Origin of the sequence: Cupriavidus pauculus, from assembly GCF_022179805.1 — a bacterium.
GTDB lineage: Bacteria > Pseudomonadota > Gammaproteobacteria > Burkholderiales > Burkholderiaceae > Cupriavidus > Cupriavidus pauculus_E.
In genome coordinates, this window is record NZ_BPUO01000024.1 from 54,808 (window position 1) to 68,620 (window position 13,813).

The following is a 13,813-nucleotide window of genomic DNA, read 5'->3' on the forward strand; positions in this document are numbered from 1 at the left end:
CGGAGAACTCCAAATGAAAACGGCCGGCACGCGCGTTGCATGCCGGCCGGCTGCCATTGTACTGCGGCTGGTCTGCGGGACGATTACACCGACATGTCCCGGCTATCCGGCTTGCGGTCGTCGAACCAGCGGTACAGCGTGGGCACCATGACCAGCGTCAGCAGCGTCGACGTGATCAGCCCGCCGATCACCACCACAGCCAGCGGGCGCTGCACCTCGGAGCCCGGTCCCGACGAGAACAGGAACGGCACCAGGCCCAGCATGGCGATGGTCGCGGTCATCATCACCGGGCGGAAACGCTGCGTGGCGCCGCGCACCACGGCGTTGCGCAGCGACATGCCCTGCTCGCGCAGCGTGCGGATGTACGACACCAGCACCACCCCGTTCAGCACCGCCATGCCCCATAGGGCGATAAAGCCCACCGACGCCGGCACCGACAGGTATTCGCCGGTGACAAACAGCCCGATGATGCCGCCGATCGATGCAAACGGCAGCACCGTGATGATCAGCGTGGCAAAGCGCAGCGAGTTGAACAGGAGGAACAGCAGGAAGAAAATCGCGGCGATGGTGATAGGCACGATTAGCTTCAGGTGGCCCATGGCGCGCTCCATGTTCTGGAACTGGCCGCCCCACTCGTAGTAGTAGCCCTCCGGCAGCTTGACCTTGCTTTCGGTGGCCGACTGCAGCTCGGCCACGAAGCCGCCCAGGTCACGATCCTTCACGTTGATCATCACCACCACACGACGCTTGCCCATTTCGCGGCTGATCTGCGCGGGGCCATCGCTGACCTCGATCTTGGCCACGCTCTGCAGCGGCACCTGCACGCCGTCAGGCGCCTGCACCAGCAACTGGCGGATGGACTGCACGTTGTTGCGGAACTCTTCCGGCAGGCGCACCGCCGCCGCAAAGCGGCGCTCGCCCTCGAAGATGTCCGTGGCGCGCTTGCCGCCGATGGCGATCTCGATGATGTCGTGGATGTCCGACACGTTCAGCCCGTACCGCGCAATCGCCTGGCGGTCGATTTCGATCGACAGGTATTGCTGGCCCGAGATCCGCTCGATCCGGATGTCCTGCGACCCCTTGATGCCGCCGGCCACACGTGCGATCTCGCCCGCCAGCTCGCGCAACTTGTCCAGGTCGTCGCCGAAGATCTTCACGGCGATGTCGGAACGCACGCCGCTGACCATCTCGTCCACGCGGTCAGAGATCGGCTGCGCCATCACGATCTGCACGCCCGGAATGGCCTTGAGCTTGTCGCGGATGGCGTTGGCGATATCGTCCTGCGTCCAGCCGTCGGGCCACTCGTCGCGGTCCTTCAGGCTGGCAATCGGCGTCGATTCGTTCTGGCCCTGCGGGTCAGCCGGGCTTTCGCCACGACCCACGCCCGATACCACCGACTTCACGCCAGGCACTTCCAGCACCAGCTTGTTGGCCTGACGCTCCAGCTTGATCGATTCCTCCAGCGAGATGTTCGGCACGCGGTCCAGCGCGGGCACGATCGATCCTTCCTTCATTTCCGGAATGAACGACGTACCAAGCATCGGCACGATCAGCACCGTGGCCACGAACAGGCCCACCGCCGCCAGCACCGTCTTCTTGCTGTTGAGCAGCGACCAGTGCAGCATGCGCAGGTAGTGGCGCTTCATGAAGGCGATCACGCGCGTGTCGTGCTCGGCGCCGCCCTTGAGCAGGTATGCCGACAGCACCGGCGACAACGTGAGCGACAGAAACAGCGAAATCGCCAGTGCAATCGAGATGGTGATGGCCAGCGGCGCGAACATCTTGCCTTCCATGCCCTGCAGCGTCATCAGCGGCAGGAACACCAGGATGATGATGCCCACCCCGACGATCACCGGCGTGGCCACTTCCTGCACGGCCTTGACCAGCACCTCGGTACGCGTCAGGCCCGATTTCTCGGCATGGCCCAGCCGCTCGAACGCGTTCTCCACCACCACCACGGACCCGTCCACCATCAACCCGATGGCGATGGCCAGCCCGCCCAGCGACATCAGGTTGGCCGACAGCCCCATCCTGTTCATCACCATGAACGTCAGCAGTGGCGTCAGCACCAGCGTGGCCAGCACGATGACCGACGAGCGCACGTCCCCCAGGAACAGGAACAGCACAATCACCACCAGCACCACGCCTTCGAGCAGCACCTTGGTCACGGTCCACAGCGCGGCGTCCACCAGTTCGCTGCGGTCGTAGTACGGCACGATCTGCAGGCCGCCCGGGATCATGCCCTTGTCGTTGATCTCGGCCACGCGTGCCTTGACCCGGCTCACCACCTCCTTGGCGTTGCCGGCACGCATCATCATCACGATGCCGCCCACGGCCTCGGTCTGGCCGTTCTTGACCACCGCGCCCTGGCGCACCTCATGGCCAATCGTGACCTGCGCCACGTCGCGGATGTAGACCGGCGTACCGTTCACTTCCTTGAGCACGATGCTGCCGATGTCGTCCACGCCCTTGGCCAGGCCCACGCCGCGAATCAGGTACTGCTCGGCGTAGTGCGGCAGCACGCCGCCGCCCGAGTTGGCGTTGTTGCGCGCCAGCGCCTGGTACACCTGCTGGATGCTGACCTCGTAGTGGCGCATGCGCTCGGGGTTCACCAGTGCCTGGTACTGCCGCACGAAGCCGCCCTGCGAGTTGATCTCGGCCACGCCCGGAATCGAGCGCAGCAGCGGACGCACCACCCAGTCCTGCGCGATGCGCCGCTCGGCCAGTTCCTCCTGCGTCAGTTCGCGGTCGCCGTCGTCGGTGCGGTCCAGCGTGTACTGGTACACCTCGCCCAGGCCGGTAGACACCGGCCCCAGCACGGGCGTCACGCCCTCGGGCATGCGGCCGGACACTTCGATCAGCCGCTCCATGACGAGCTGCCGCGCAAAGTACACGTCGGTCTTGTCGGTGAACACGAGCGTGATCAGCGACAGGCCGGCCTTGTTCAGCGAGCGCATTTCCTCGAGTCCGGGCAGGCCCGTCATCGACATTTCGATGGGCACGGTGACAAAGCGCTCCACTTCCTCGGGCGAGCGTCCGGTGGCTTCCGTGGCGATCTGCACCTGGACGTTGGTCACGTCCGGGAATGCATCGACCGACAGCTTGCCTGCGGCGCGCAGGCCGAAGAAGAACAGCACCACTGCCACCACGCACACCACCAGCCGCTGCTTGATCGCGGCTTCAACAAGCGATGTAATCATGGCGGCTTACCCCTGTTCCAGGCGCTTGCGCTCGTTGTCGAGGTGGAACGCGCCCTCCACGACCACGCGGTCGCCCGCCTTGATACCGCTTTGCACCACGCGCATGCCGTCGCTCTCGGAACCCAGCTTCACCTTGGTCAGGCGATACTGGCCGGGCGCGGTTTCCACGTAGACCGACTCGTCGTTGCCTTCGCGCACCACGGCGGACCCCGGCACCACCAGCGTGTCGATGGGCTTGCCGGCAATCAGCATGCTGGCAAGCATGGCGGGCTTCAGGCGCCCTTCCTTGTTCTCCAGTTCGGTACGAACCAGCACCGTGCGCGACTGCGGGTTGACGGTACGGCCCACGTAGATCAGCTTGCCCGTGATGCGGCCGTTGTTGTTCATCAGCGACGGCACCTCGATATCCACGTTCTGGCCCTCGCCCACCTGCGCGGCCTGCTGCTCGGGCACCTCGGCCACCACCCATACGCGCGACAGGTCGGCCACCGTGTACAGCGCATCGGCCGGCTGCACCACCTGGCCCTGGGCCACGTTGCGCTCCACCACCGTGCCGCTGATGCTGGAGAACACCGGCGAATACGAATCGATGCTGCCGTTCCTGGCCAGCGTCGAGATGGCTTGTGCCGACATGCCCAGCACGCGAAGCTGGTCGCGATAGGCGCGCATTTCGGCGGCGGCAATCGCGTACTCGCTCTGGCGGCGCTGTAGTTCGGCGCGGCCGATCACGTCGGCGTCGAACAACTGGCGCGCGCGTTCGGCGTTGCGGGCCTGCAGGTCGTTCTGCGCCTCGGCCTTCAGGAACGCCATCTGCGCGGCGCCAAGTTCGCTGCTGTGCAGCCGTGCCAGCACCTGGCCGGCCTTCACTTCCTGGCCCAGGATGGCGTAGAGATCGGTCACGCGGCCGGTGACTGTGGCACCGATGCGCGACACGCGCTGTTCATCGAAATCGATGCGGCCGGACACGCGCAGCATCTCGCTGAACGGGGACGTGTTGATCGGGGCGACCTTGAGGGTCTTCTGCAGGTTTTCTTCAGGCTTGACCACGCCGGGCGGCATCTTGGGCGCCTCGGCAACGGCTTCGGGTTCCTTGGAGCAGCCGGCCAGCGATATCGCCATCACGACTGCGGCAGCAATGGAAAGCAGGGAATGAGAGGGACGCATGTTCAGTTCGGATTCGGATAGACGGGCCGGGAGGGCATGGGGCCGACGGGGGCGCCAGGCGTGGCCGACGTGAGCTTTTCAATCTGGATGGCGGCGACCTGCATCTCGTACTGTGCGTTGATCAGTTCGGCGCGCGCATTGCGCAGCACGCGCTGCGCGTCCAGGTAGTCGAGAATGCCGCGCTCGCCAAAGCGGTAGGCGGCTTCCGCCACGCCGAGCGCCGATTCGGCCTCGCGCACGATGCCCGATTCGAGCGCCGTGACCTGGGCCTGCGTGATCTCGTACTGCTGGTATGCGGTATCCAGTTCCTGCGCGAGTTCGAACTCGCGCGCCTCCAGCGCCGTGCGCGCCTGCGTGGCCTGCGCGGTGGCTTCGCCCACCGGGCCGCGGCGGCGGTCCCACAGCGGGATCGTCATCACCAGGCCGATCTGCGAGACGTTGTTGTCCGGCTGGCGGTCGGTGCTGGCACGCAGCGAGACCTCGGGCCAACGCAACGACTTCTGGTAGTCCACACCCAGGCGGGCGCGCTCCAGCTCACTGCGCCGCTGGCTCAGTTCGGCGTTGTTGGCCTGCATGGTGTCGCGCAGCAGGGCCAGGTTCGGCACGTCAGGCGTATTGGCCAGGCTGCCCGCCAGCGCGAAGCGCGGCGGCATGGCGCCGCCCACCTGCTGACGCAGCGCGGCCTTGGACTGCTCCACGCGCAGCTCGGCGGTCTGCAGCGTCTTCTGCGCGGCCAGCAGTTCGGTGTCGGCCTTGATCAACTCGTAGCGCGGCGCCTCGCCCACATCCACGCGCACCTTGGCGCGCTCCTGGATCTGGCGCATCAGGTTCAGGTCCTCGCGCGCGGCGGCCAGTTCGGTTTCACGGCGCAGCACCTGGAAATAGGACGTCTTCACCCGCGCGGCCAGTTCGGCACGGAAGGTCTGGCGCTGGGCCTCGGACGCTTCCAGGCCACGGCCGGCCATCTGCTCGCGCAGGTTGCGCTGGTTCGGATAGTCGAACTTCTGCACCACGGCGTACGACGGCGCGTTGCCGCTGGGCACGCCGGCTTCCTTGCCATGCAGGCGTCCATACATCACTTCGACCTGCGGGTTCGGATACGCACGCGCGGTGTTGATGGCGGCGCTGGCGGCGTCCACATTGGCTTGCGCGGCATCCACCCCTTTGTTGGTGGACTGGGCAAGCTCCAGCAACTGGGGCAGTTCGAAGGTTTCGGCGGCGGACGTGGTGGCGCGCGGCATGGGCTTGGCGGCCAGCATCGTGGCGGGCGTCGTGGACGGCATCTTGCCGGCCTTGTTCGGCGTCCCGGCCTCGGCCTGCTTCGCGACGGCGCTGGCCGGCACGGGCTGGGCGGCCCAGGCCGGTGCCGCCACGAACGACAGCGACGCGACCCAGGTCAACGTTTTCTTGGTCTTCATGTCGGAATGGTCAAAACGGTACGGCTGCCCGGCAACCCACGACACCCGCGCCGCCACCCGGCGACGTTTCAGGTCAACGGATGGCGGGCGGCAAACGCAACTGGCCGCGACACATGGCGGTCGCGGTCACATCGGGGGCGCAAAGGCAAGGAAAGCGCTCCGCCAGACGCTAGAAGGTCGTGGCGGACGCCTGGAGATCAGGCGAGGCGATTAGGCGGCCGGAACAGGCCTTCGGATTCGAAACTGCTGCGCGCGATGGGCGCGACAAACCGGTCGCTGACGGACTCGGCGAGTTTGAAGTCGGGCAGCACGAATAGCGCGCTGGTTTCGTCGACCGCGTCATACAGATCGAGCGGGTCGAGCAGGTCGGCTGACCAGATATTGCAGTAGCCCGGAGGCGGGCCGTCGTCGACGATTTCGTCGTCTGCGCCGAAATCGGGGTCTCCGGGCAGCACGAGCTGCGCCAGATCGTCACCGGTGGCCAGCTTCGCGTAGTCGGGCGCTTCCGCTACGGCCGAGGCTGGCACGGCAGTCTCCACCTTCGGCGCGGCCGCGCGCACGTTCGCCGCTGCCGAAAAGGACAGCGCGGACAGGCTCAGGGCAGTCAGCAGGAAGAGAACGAAACGTAACAAGATGGGGGCGCGATAACGGACGACGCAGACAATTGCAGACAATGCCGGGTGGCGCTTGCTGCGGTACAGCATTGTAACCGAACGCAACAATTGACTAGGAAAACTACTATGAGTTCCGTCGCGTGCCGCAAATGCCGCGCCGGGGAAGTGCAGGCTGGCGCCCACGCCTCCCCGTCTGCCTCTCGTTCGATCCCCCGTTCGGGGGACGATCAGGCTGCCTTGGCGTCCATAACGGGATAGTCGATCAGTCCCTGCGCCCCACCGCCGAACAGCGTGTTCCGATCATGCGGGGTCAGCGTGGCGCCGGCCTGCAGCCGTGCCGGCAGGTCCGGGTTGGCCACGAACGGGCGGCCAAACGCGATCAGGTCGGCCCAGCCCTCGCTCAGCGCCACATTGGCACGCTCGGCCGAGTACTTGCCGGCATAGATCAGCGTGCCCGGATACACGGCACGCAGGCGCTGCTTGAATGCCATCGGCATGTGCGGCGCATCTTCCCAGTCGGCTTCGGCAATGTGCAGGTAGCCCACGCCGATGCGGCCCAGCCGCTCGGCCGCCGCCGTGTAGGTGGTTTCCGGGTCGGCATCGACGCAGCCGTTCAGCGTGGTCAGCGGCGCCAGGCGGATGCCCACGCGCTGCCCGCTGCCCGTGCCTTCCACCAGCGCCTGGGCCACTTCCTCCAGGAAGCGCAGCCGGTTGTCGAGCGAGCCGCCGTACTGGTCGGTCCGGTCGTTGGCCTCGGAGTCGATGAACTGGTTGACCAGGTAGCCATTGGCCGCGTGCAGCTCCACGCCGTCGAAACCGGCCGCCATGGCGTTGCGTGCAGCCTGGCGGTACTCGTCGACGATGGCGTGGATTTCCGGCACGGTCAGCACGCGTGGCTGCGACGCTTGCACAAAGCCCGGCGTGCCATCGTGGTCGGCCACGAACACGTTGACGCCCTTGGCCTGGATTGCCGACGACGACACCGGCGCCTGTCCGCCCAGCAGGCTGGTATGGCTGAGGCGCCCCACGTGCCAGAGCTGCGCGAAGATGCGGCCGCCGGCTGCGTGCACGGCATCGGTCACCTTGCGCCAGCCGGCCACCTGCTCGGCCGTGTGGATGCCGGGCGTCCAGGCGTAGCCCTTGCCTAGCGGCGAGATCCAAGTGCCTTCAGCCACGATCAGGCCGGCGCCGGCACGTTGCGCGTAGTACTGCGCCATCAGGTCGTTGGCCACGTCGCCGGGCTGGCTGGCGCGCGAGCGCGTCATCGGCGGCATGACGATACGGTTCGGCAGAGCCAGGGCGCCCAGCGTGTAGGGCTGGAACAGCGGCGCCTGCGAATCGGTGGAATTGGTAGCGGTGGCGGGGGTGGTCGGGGCAATGCTCATCGGGGACTCCTGTGTGCGTTCCATCGGCATTCGTTGATCGATGGACACAGTGTGCCGCCTTGTCGTTTGCAGATTAAGCCGTGAATCGACGAAATACTCTTGATATGCAATCAACAATGAAACGCGCCCGGGCAGGCCGGGCGCGTTTCATCAGGTTATTGCAGCAACCCGGTCAAGGCGCCGCCACCCCCTGCGTCTTGGCCGTGTACGGCGTGTAGAAGCTGGACCCGGCCCACGGCGCGGTGGCCACGTTGTACAGCGCGGCGCCCTGCGTGTAGTTGGCGCCGTCGCGCCAGTCGCCCGATCCCTTGTACCTGGCCACGGCCGGGTACGGATAGACGGGCCGCGACGCCGTGACCGCGCTGGTGGTGACATCGGTCTGGTAGGTCATCACGTCGCTGGGCGCGCTGCCCTGCTCCACCCAAGCGGTCATCCGCGATACCAGGTCGATATTGGGATTGCCTTCACCGCCGCCGCAGTGGCTGACGCCCGGCACGAGGTAGAGCCGCGAGAACGCATCGACGGCGGTGGACCCCATGGTGTTCTGCATCGCCTCGTAATAGGCAATCGTGAACAGCGGCGAGATGTGCTGGTCGGCCCAGCCATGCCACAGGATCAGCTTGCCGCCCGCCTTCTGGAACGCCGACAGGTCGGGGTTGGTGGCGTCGTTCAGCGAGTGGTTGGCCAGCAGGTAGTCGGTGAAGAAGTTGGCGTCGTGATAGCCAAACGTATTGATGTTCGGCATGGTCGGCGTGCCCGTGAAGATCAGGTTGTACGCGCCGGTCACGATCATGTTGCTGAACAGGCCGGTCACGGGCACGGCCGCGTCCGTCGAATTCGAGCTGGGCACTTCCACGCCGATCCAGCTGGCTTCGGACCCGAACTGCGGCGAGCCGGCCAGCATGCGCTTGCCGTTGGTGGTGTCGGTGGGGCCGCTGTAGATCTTGCTGGCCGTGGTGACCTCGGCCGCCGTCAGGCACTGGCTCGTGTCGGTGGCGCCCGCCGCACACTGGATCGACACCGGATTGAAATGGCACACGCGCGGGTCGGCCAGCAGCCCGTCGGGTGCGCCGCTGGTGCCGCCGCAAGCGGCGACCACGGCCTGGTGCAGCACCTTGGCTTTGTCGGCATACAGCACGACGTTGCCGGTGTTATCGCCCGTGGTGCTGTTCGATACCACGTTCCAGCCGTGGTACAGCGAGTTCTGCGTCTGGAAGTGGGCAGCCGGCGCGCCGGCGATGATGCCGTTGTAGTCGTTCGGATACCGCTGCGCGGCCATCAACGCCTCGCGTCCGCCATCGGAACAGCCAACGAAGTACGCGTATTTCTGCGGCTGACCGTAGTACGTCTGGATCAGCTTCTTGGCCGCGAGCGTGGTGATGTGCTGGCCGCGATAGGCGAAATCGGCCTGCTTTTGCGGATCACTGGACCACGTGGCATCGGCGCCGGTATGGCCCATGTCGGTGGCCGCCGTGGCAAAGCCGCCCTGCTGCACGAGCGGGCAGTTGTAGCTGAAGCTGAACGAGCTGGGCTTGCTGGGGTCGCTGAGGTTGCCGCACAGGCCGCCGCAGCCGAGTTCCGCAAAGCGCTGCGTCCAGGTGCTGACCGGCAGCGCCACCTGGAACGTGTTGGACGGCGCCAGCGTGCCCTTGATGGTGCAGAACTGCACCGATGCACCATTGACGGTGGCCGTGGTCACCGTGGCCGAAGCAATCGCGCTGCCCGTGCCGCCAATGTCGGTCAGGTCGACCGATGCCAGCTTCGCGCAGTCCACCACCGGCGTCACCACCTGCAACGTCGTAGTGGGCGCCGCCGGGGTCGTGCCTGTGGAAGTGGAACCGGTACTACTGGTGGAACTGGTACTGGACCCGTCGCCGCCACAGCCGGCCAGGCCAGCGGTTACCACGCACAAGGTGAGCCACGCCAGCACTGACGTGGCCGTGGTACGGGCGTGCGCGAGCCGCCCGGCACGAAGCCGATTTCTCATGTTGTCTCCTGGAACGATCGCCGCCACGGTGGGCGATGAAAGAGTGTCGGCGTCGTGCTTTATCGCTGCGCCGCTTGCCGACGAGACGAAGGATGCGCGGAACCGCCTCGCGCGCGGTTGCAATGTGACGCACCCTCCGTTGCCGATCGCTTATTGGAGACGACGGCTCAATGCTGCTCTATTTGAATCAGTCCCACACCGGCGCCAGCGCCGCGGGGCTGACTTCGCGCCCGTTGCGTTCCAGCGCGGCAATCGCGGCCATGTCATCGGCATCGAGCTTCAGGTCGCGCGCCAGCAGGTTGCTGGCCAGGTTCTCGCGCCGCGTGGACGACGGAATCACCGCGTAGCCCAACTGCAGCGCCCAGGCCAGCGCCACCTGGGCCACGGTGGCCTGGTGCTTGTCGGCGATGCGCGCCAGCACGGGGTCCTTCAGCACCTTGCCGTAGGCCAGCGTCATGTACGACGTCACCGCGATGCCCTGTTCCTTCAGGAATGCCGTGAGCTTGCGGCTCTGCAGATACGGGCTCAGCTCGATCTGGTTGGTGGCGATCTCGCCCTGGCCCACCACATCGATGGCCTGCTGCGTCAGCGCGATATTGAAGTTCGACACGCCGATCTGGCGCGTCAGGCCGCGCGACTTGGCCTCGGCCAGCGCGCCCATGAACTCGGGCAGCGATACACCGTTGTCCGGGGCGGGCCAGTGGATCAGCGTCAGGTCGACGTAGTCGGTGCGCAGGTTGGCCAGGCTTTCGCGCAGGCTCGGCACGAGCTTGTCGGCGGCGTAGTTGGCGGTCCAGATCTTGGTGGTCACGAACAGCTCGTCGCGCTTCACGCCGCTGGCTTCCAGCGCCACGCCCACGTCGGCTTCGTTGTTATAGATCTGCGCGGTGTCGACGGCGCGGTAGCCCACGTCCAGTGCGTGACGCACCGAATCCACGGCGGCCTGGCCGGTCAGGCGAAACGTGCCAACGCCAAACGAAGGGATGCTCATCGGGTCAACTCCTGTGAGATGGCTTGGGAATCAAGGAAAACCGCAGTGTGCCCCAGCCACCTTTGCGGATTAAGTCGCATATTGGCGAATGACTGTTGATACGAAATCAACAATGGCCGGCGCCCCGCGCCCTGGCGGCGCGCTATCGCTTCCACTAAGCCCGCCTTAAAGAAATGCAAATTGCCTGGCCGGCGGGGGTGCCGCAAAGTCTCGCCAACAAGACCTGACAGATAACAGGAGGAGACGACGATGCTGCGAATCATGCTTGCCGGCGCGCTACTGGCGCTGGCCAACGGAGCGGCCCAGGCCGACACCTATCCCTCGCGCCCGGTGCGGCTGCTGGTGGGCTACGCGCCGGGCGGCCCGGTGGACACCGCCGCGCGCATCTACGCGGACTACATGGGCCGCGTGCTCAAGCAGCCGGTGATCGTCGACAACCGTGCCGGCGCCAGCGGCGCCATCGCGGCCGGCATGACCACCAGCGCCAAGCCCGACGGCTATACGCTCTACTTCGTGGCCAGCCCCACGATGACCATGACGCCGCTGATCCAGAAATCGGTCAGTTTCAAGCCGGCGCAGGACTTCAGCTACGTGGGTCTGATCACCGACTACACGAACGTGCTGCTGATCAACAAAGACTTTCCGGCCAAGAACGTCGACGAGCTGGTGTCGTATGCCCGCAAGCATCCCGGCGACGTGAGCTTCGGGTCGGCCGGCATCGGCGCGTCGAATCACCTGTCGGCCGAACTGCTGGCCCAGATGACCGGCGTGAAGATGCTGCACGTGCCCTACAAGGGTAACGCGCCGGCCATGGCCGACGTCATCAGCGGCAAGGTCACCTTCATGTTCGACATCACCGGCACCGCCATCGGCCATATCCAGGGCGGCAAGGTACGCGCGCTGGCCGTCACGTCGAAGACGCGCAACGCCGCGCTGCCCACCGTGCCCACGCTGGTGGAATCGGGCCTCAAGCAATATGACCTTACCGGCTGGTACGGCCTGGTCGGCCCGCAGGGTCTGCCCGCCGACGTCACCGACCGGCTCGTGAAGGCGCAGCAGACCGTGGGACAAGACCCCGCGTTCCGCGCACGCATGACCGACGGCGGCTACGACCTGAACATCACCGGCCCCGCCCCGCTGCAAAATCGCATCAAGAAGGAACTGGCGCTGTGGGGCAACGTCGTCAAGGCGGCCAATATCGAGGTGGAGTAAGACACCCGGGGGGTCGCCCCCTGTTCCGGTCCGGCGAAGTGCGGGTTTCCCGATGACGAATTGCGCGGCGCCCCGCGCTGCCCCTACACTCGACGTGCCGGACAGCCTCCGGCCTCACCTGTTCCACTTCCATCTGCAAAGGATTTGAGCGAGATGCCGCAGGACCAAGCCAGCGCGAATCGCATCAGCGACATCCCCCGCTACTGGGCGCAGCACGCGCCTGACAACGTGGCCGTGTACGAAGGCGAGCGCACAGTTACCTTCGCGCAGCTATGGGACGGCGTGGGGCTGACGCGGCACTACCTGGAGACACAGGGCGTAGGCACCGGCGACCGCGTGATGATCACCGGCGAGAACTGCCTGGCCCTGATCACGCTGGTCTTCGCGTTGTCCGAACTCGGCGCCTGGCCTGTGGTGACCAATGCCCGGCTGACGACCCGAGAAATCGAGGAAATCCGCGCGCACTGCACGCCACGGCTGATGCTGTTCACGCATGCCGCGTCACCCGACGCGCTGCGTCATGGCCTGCGTTACCGTGCCCGCGAAATCGCCCCACCCGGACTGGGCCCGCTGATGGCGGCCGACGCCAGCGCCGACAGCCAGCGCGAAGCGCCGGAACTGGCGCGCGACGTGGCCGCGCTGATCTATACATCCGGTACGACCGGCCAGCCCAAGGGGGTGATGGTCACGCACCGCGGCCTGCTGCACTATGCGCGCGTGACGGCCGAGACGCGCCGGATCAACCCGGCCGACTGCGCCTATGCGGTCATGCCGATGTCGCACATCTTCGGCCTGGCCACGCTGCTGCTGGCCACGTTCCAGGGCGGCGGCAGCCTGTACCTGGTAGCACGCTTCAATGTGGCCGATGCCTGCGCCGCGCTGCAACGCGAAGCGATCTCGATCCTGCAGGGCGTGCCGGCCATGTTCAGCCGCATCCTGGCGCATCTGCAAAAGCAGGGCCTGGCCACGCTGCATCCGCAACGCCTGCGCTACCTGTACACCGGCGGCGGTCCACTGGAACCCACGCTCAAGCGCAACGTCGAGTCGGTGTTCGGCCAGCCGCTGCATCACGGCTACGGCATGACCGAATACGCGGGATCGCTGTTCATTACACGCATGGATCGCCCGCGCAGCGACTGCTCCGCAGGCGAGATCGTCGAAGGTGCCGAGCTGCGCGTGGTGGGCCCCGATGGCAAGACCGTGCCGCAAGGCGAGCCGGGCGAACTCTGGGTCAAAGGGCCTGGCGTGATGCGCGGCTACTATCGCGCGCCGGCTCAGACCGAGGAAGCGCTACGGCCGGAAGGCTGGCTCAACACCGGCGACATCGGCCGGCTCGGCCCCGACGGCGCGCTGTACATCGTCGGCCGCACGCGCGACCTGATCATCCGTTCTGGCTTCAGCGTGTATCCGATCGAGGTGGAATCGGTCATCAATACACACCCGTCGGTGAGGCTGTCGGCAGTGGTGGGTAACCCCACGGCCGATGGCAACGAGGAAATCATCGCGTTTGTTGAACTGCGCGAGGGAGAGACCTTCGACGCCGAGGAATTGCATGCCTTCCTGGCCGAGCGGTTGTCACCGTACAAGCGGCCGGCAAGGATTGTGCGGGTGGCGGCGGTGCCGACTACGGCCAGCGGGAAGCTGCACAAGCATATGTTGCGCGGGATGATGGCGGAGTTGGAGTTGGTTTGATGGCGTAATTCGCCTCTATGTTTCGGGCCTGTCAGCGTTTTTGTGTTCAGGGCAGTTAAAGGCTCACCGTCAACTTAGCCGGTGAGCCAGCATTATCTCAGCGATGCGGGGTGGGTGAAGCGTTCCTCATAGAGAATAGCAAACTGGTTC

9 protein-coding genes are annotated in these 13,813 nt (G+C 66.0%); 2 read left to right on the forward strand and 7 right to left on the reverse strand.

Annotated elements, in window-relative coordinates:
* Positions 1 to 83: 83 nt before the first annotated feature.
* The 7 genes from MFF62_RS29310 to dkgB all read right to left on the reverse strand — a co-directional run bounded on the left by MFF62_RS29310 (position 84) and on the right by dkgB (position 10,759).
* Positions 84 to 3,200: an efflux RND transporter permease subunit gene (locus MFF62_RS29310; RefSeq protein ID WP_238267321.1), complete on the reverse strand. Its 3,117-nt coding sequence runs from the start codon at positions 3,198 to 3,200 to the stop codon at positions 84 to 86.
* 6 nt (positions 3,201 to 3,206) lie between these two features.
* Positions 3,207 to 4,364: an efflux RND transporter periplasmic adaptor subunit gene (locus MFF62_RS29315; protein ID WP_238267324.1), complete on the reverse strand. Its 1,158-nt coding sequence runs from the start codon at positions 4,362 to 4,364 to the stop codon at positions 3,207 to 3,209.
* Between the two features lie 2 nt (positions 4,365 to 4,366).
* Positions 4,367 to 5,782 carry a TolC family protein gene (locus tag MFF62_RS29320; protein ID WP_238267325.1) on the reverse strand — a complete coding sequence of 472 codons (1,416 nt, stop codon included), beginning with the start codon at positions 5,780 to 5,782 and terminating at the stop codon, positions 4,367 to 4,369.
* Positions 5,783 to 5,979: 197 nt separating this feature from the next.
* Positions 5,980 to 6,486, reverse strand: a complete 507-nt coding sequence (locus tag MFF62_RS29325) for an auxiliary protein of the heavy metal cation-transporting efflux system HmyCBA (RefSeq protein WP_238267326.1) — start codon at positions 6,484 to 6,486, stop codon at positions 5,980 to 5,982.
* 137 nt (positions 6,487 to 6,623) lie between these two features.
* The gene (locus MFF62_RS29330) at positions 6,624 to 7,781 is read right to left on the reverse strand and encodes an alkene reductase (protein ID WP_238267327.1); all 1,158 of its coding nucleotides are present in this window, start codon (positions 7,779 to 7,781) and stop codon (positions 6,624 to 6,626) included.
* A 172-nt stretch (positions 7,782 to 7,953) separates the two neighbouring features.
* Entirely contained in the window at positions 7,954 to 9,768 is a 1,815-nt protein-coding gene (locus MFF62_RS29335) for a tannase/feruloyl esterase family alpha/beta hydrolase (RefSeq protein ID WP_238267328.1), read from the reverse strand.
* A 187-nt stretch (positions 9,769 to 9,955) separates the two neighbouring features.
* A complete protein-coding gene (dkgB, locus tag MFF62_RS29340) occupies positions 9,956 to 10,759 on the reverse strand; it encodes a 2,5-didehydrogluconate reductase DkgB (protein ID WP_238267336.1) in 804 nt (267 codons plus the stop codon).
* A gap of 249 nt (positions 10,760 to 11,008) precedes the next feature.
* Between dkgB and MFF62_RS29345 the strand changes: the two genes are divergently transcribed.
* Both MFF62_RS29345 and MFF62_RS29350 read left to right on the forward strand, forming a co-directional pair.
* The gene (locus MFF62_RS29345) at positions 11,009 to 11,971 is read left to right on the forward strand and encodes a Bug family tripartite tricarboxylate transporter substrate binding protein (RefSeq protein WP_238267338.1); all 963 of its coding nucleotides are present in this window, start codon (positions 11,009 to 11,011) and stop codon (positions 11,969 to 11,971) included.
* 153 nt (positions 11,972 to 12,124) lie between these two features.
* Entirely contained in the window at positions 12,125 to 13,663 is a 1,539-nt protein-coding gene (locus tag MFF62_RS29350) for a class I adenylate-forming enzyme family protein (protein ID WP_238267340.1), read from the forward strand.
* The last annotated feature ends 150 nt before the right edge of the window (positions 13,664 to 13,813 follow it).

What these genes read in the sequence shown, in the direction of transcription:
- MFF62_RS29350 (WP_238267340.1), top strand. Translation starts at nt 12,125, where the DNA reads ATGCCGCAGGACCAAGCCAGCGCGAATCGCATCAGCGACATCCCCCGC.
- MFF62_RS29315 (WP_238267324.1), bottom strand. Translation starts at nt 4,364, where the DNA reads ATGCGTCCCTCTCATTCCCTGCTTTCCATTGCTGCCGCAGTCGTGATG.
- dkgB (WP_238267336.1), bottom strand. Translation starts at nt 10,759, where the DNA reads ATGAGCATCCCTTCGTTTGGCGTTGGCACGTTTCGCCTGACCGGCCAG.
- MFF62_RS29325 (WP_238267326.1), bottom strand. Translation starts at nt 6,486, where the DNA reads ATGCTGTACCGCAGCAAGCGCCACCCGGCATTGTCTGCAATTGTCTGC.
- MFF62_RS29310 (WP_238267321.1), bottom strand. Translation starts at nt 3,200, where the DNA reads ATGATTACATCGCTTGTTGAAGCCGCGATCAAGCAGCGGCTGGTGGTG.
- MFF62_RS29320 (WP_238267325.1), bottom strand. Translation starts at nt 5,782, where the DNA reads ATGAAGACCAAGAAAACGTTGACCTGGGTCGCGTCGCTGTCGTTCGTG.
- MFF62_RS29335 (WP_238267328.1), bottom strand. Translation starts at nt 9,768, where the DNA reads ATGAGAAATCGGCTTCGTGCCGGGCGGCTCGCGCACGCCCGTACCACG.
- MFF62_RS29330 (WP_238267327.1), bottom strand. Translation starts at nt 7,781, where the DNA reads ATGAGCATTGCCCCGACCACCCCCGCCACCGCTACCAATTCCACCGAT.
- MFF62_RS29345 (WP_238267338.1), top strand. Translation starts at nt 11,009, where the DNA reads ATGCTGCGAATCATGCTTGCCGGCGCGCTACTGGCGCTGGCCAACGGA.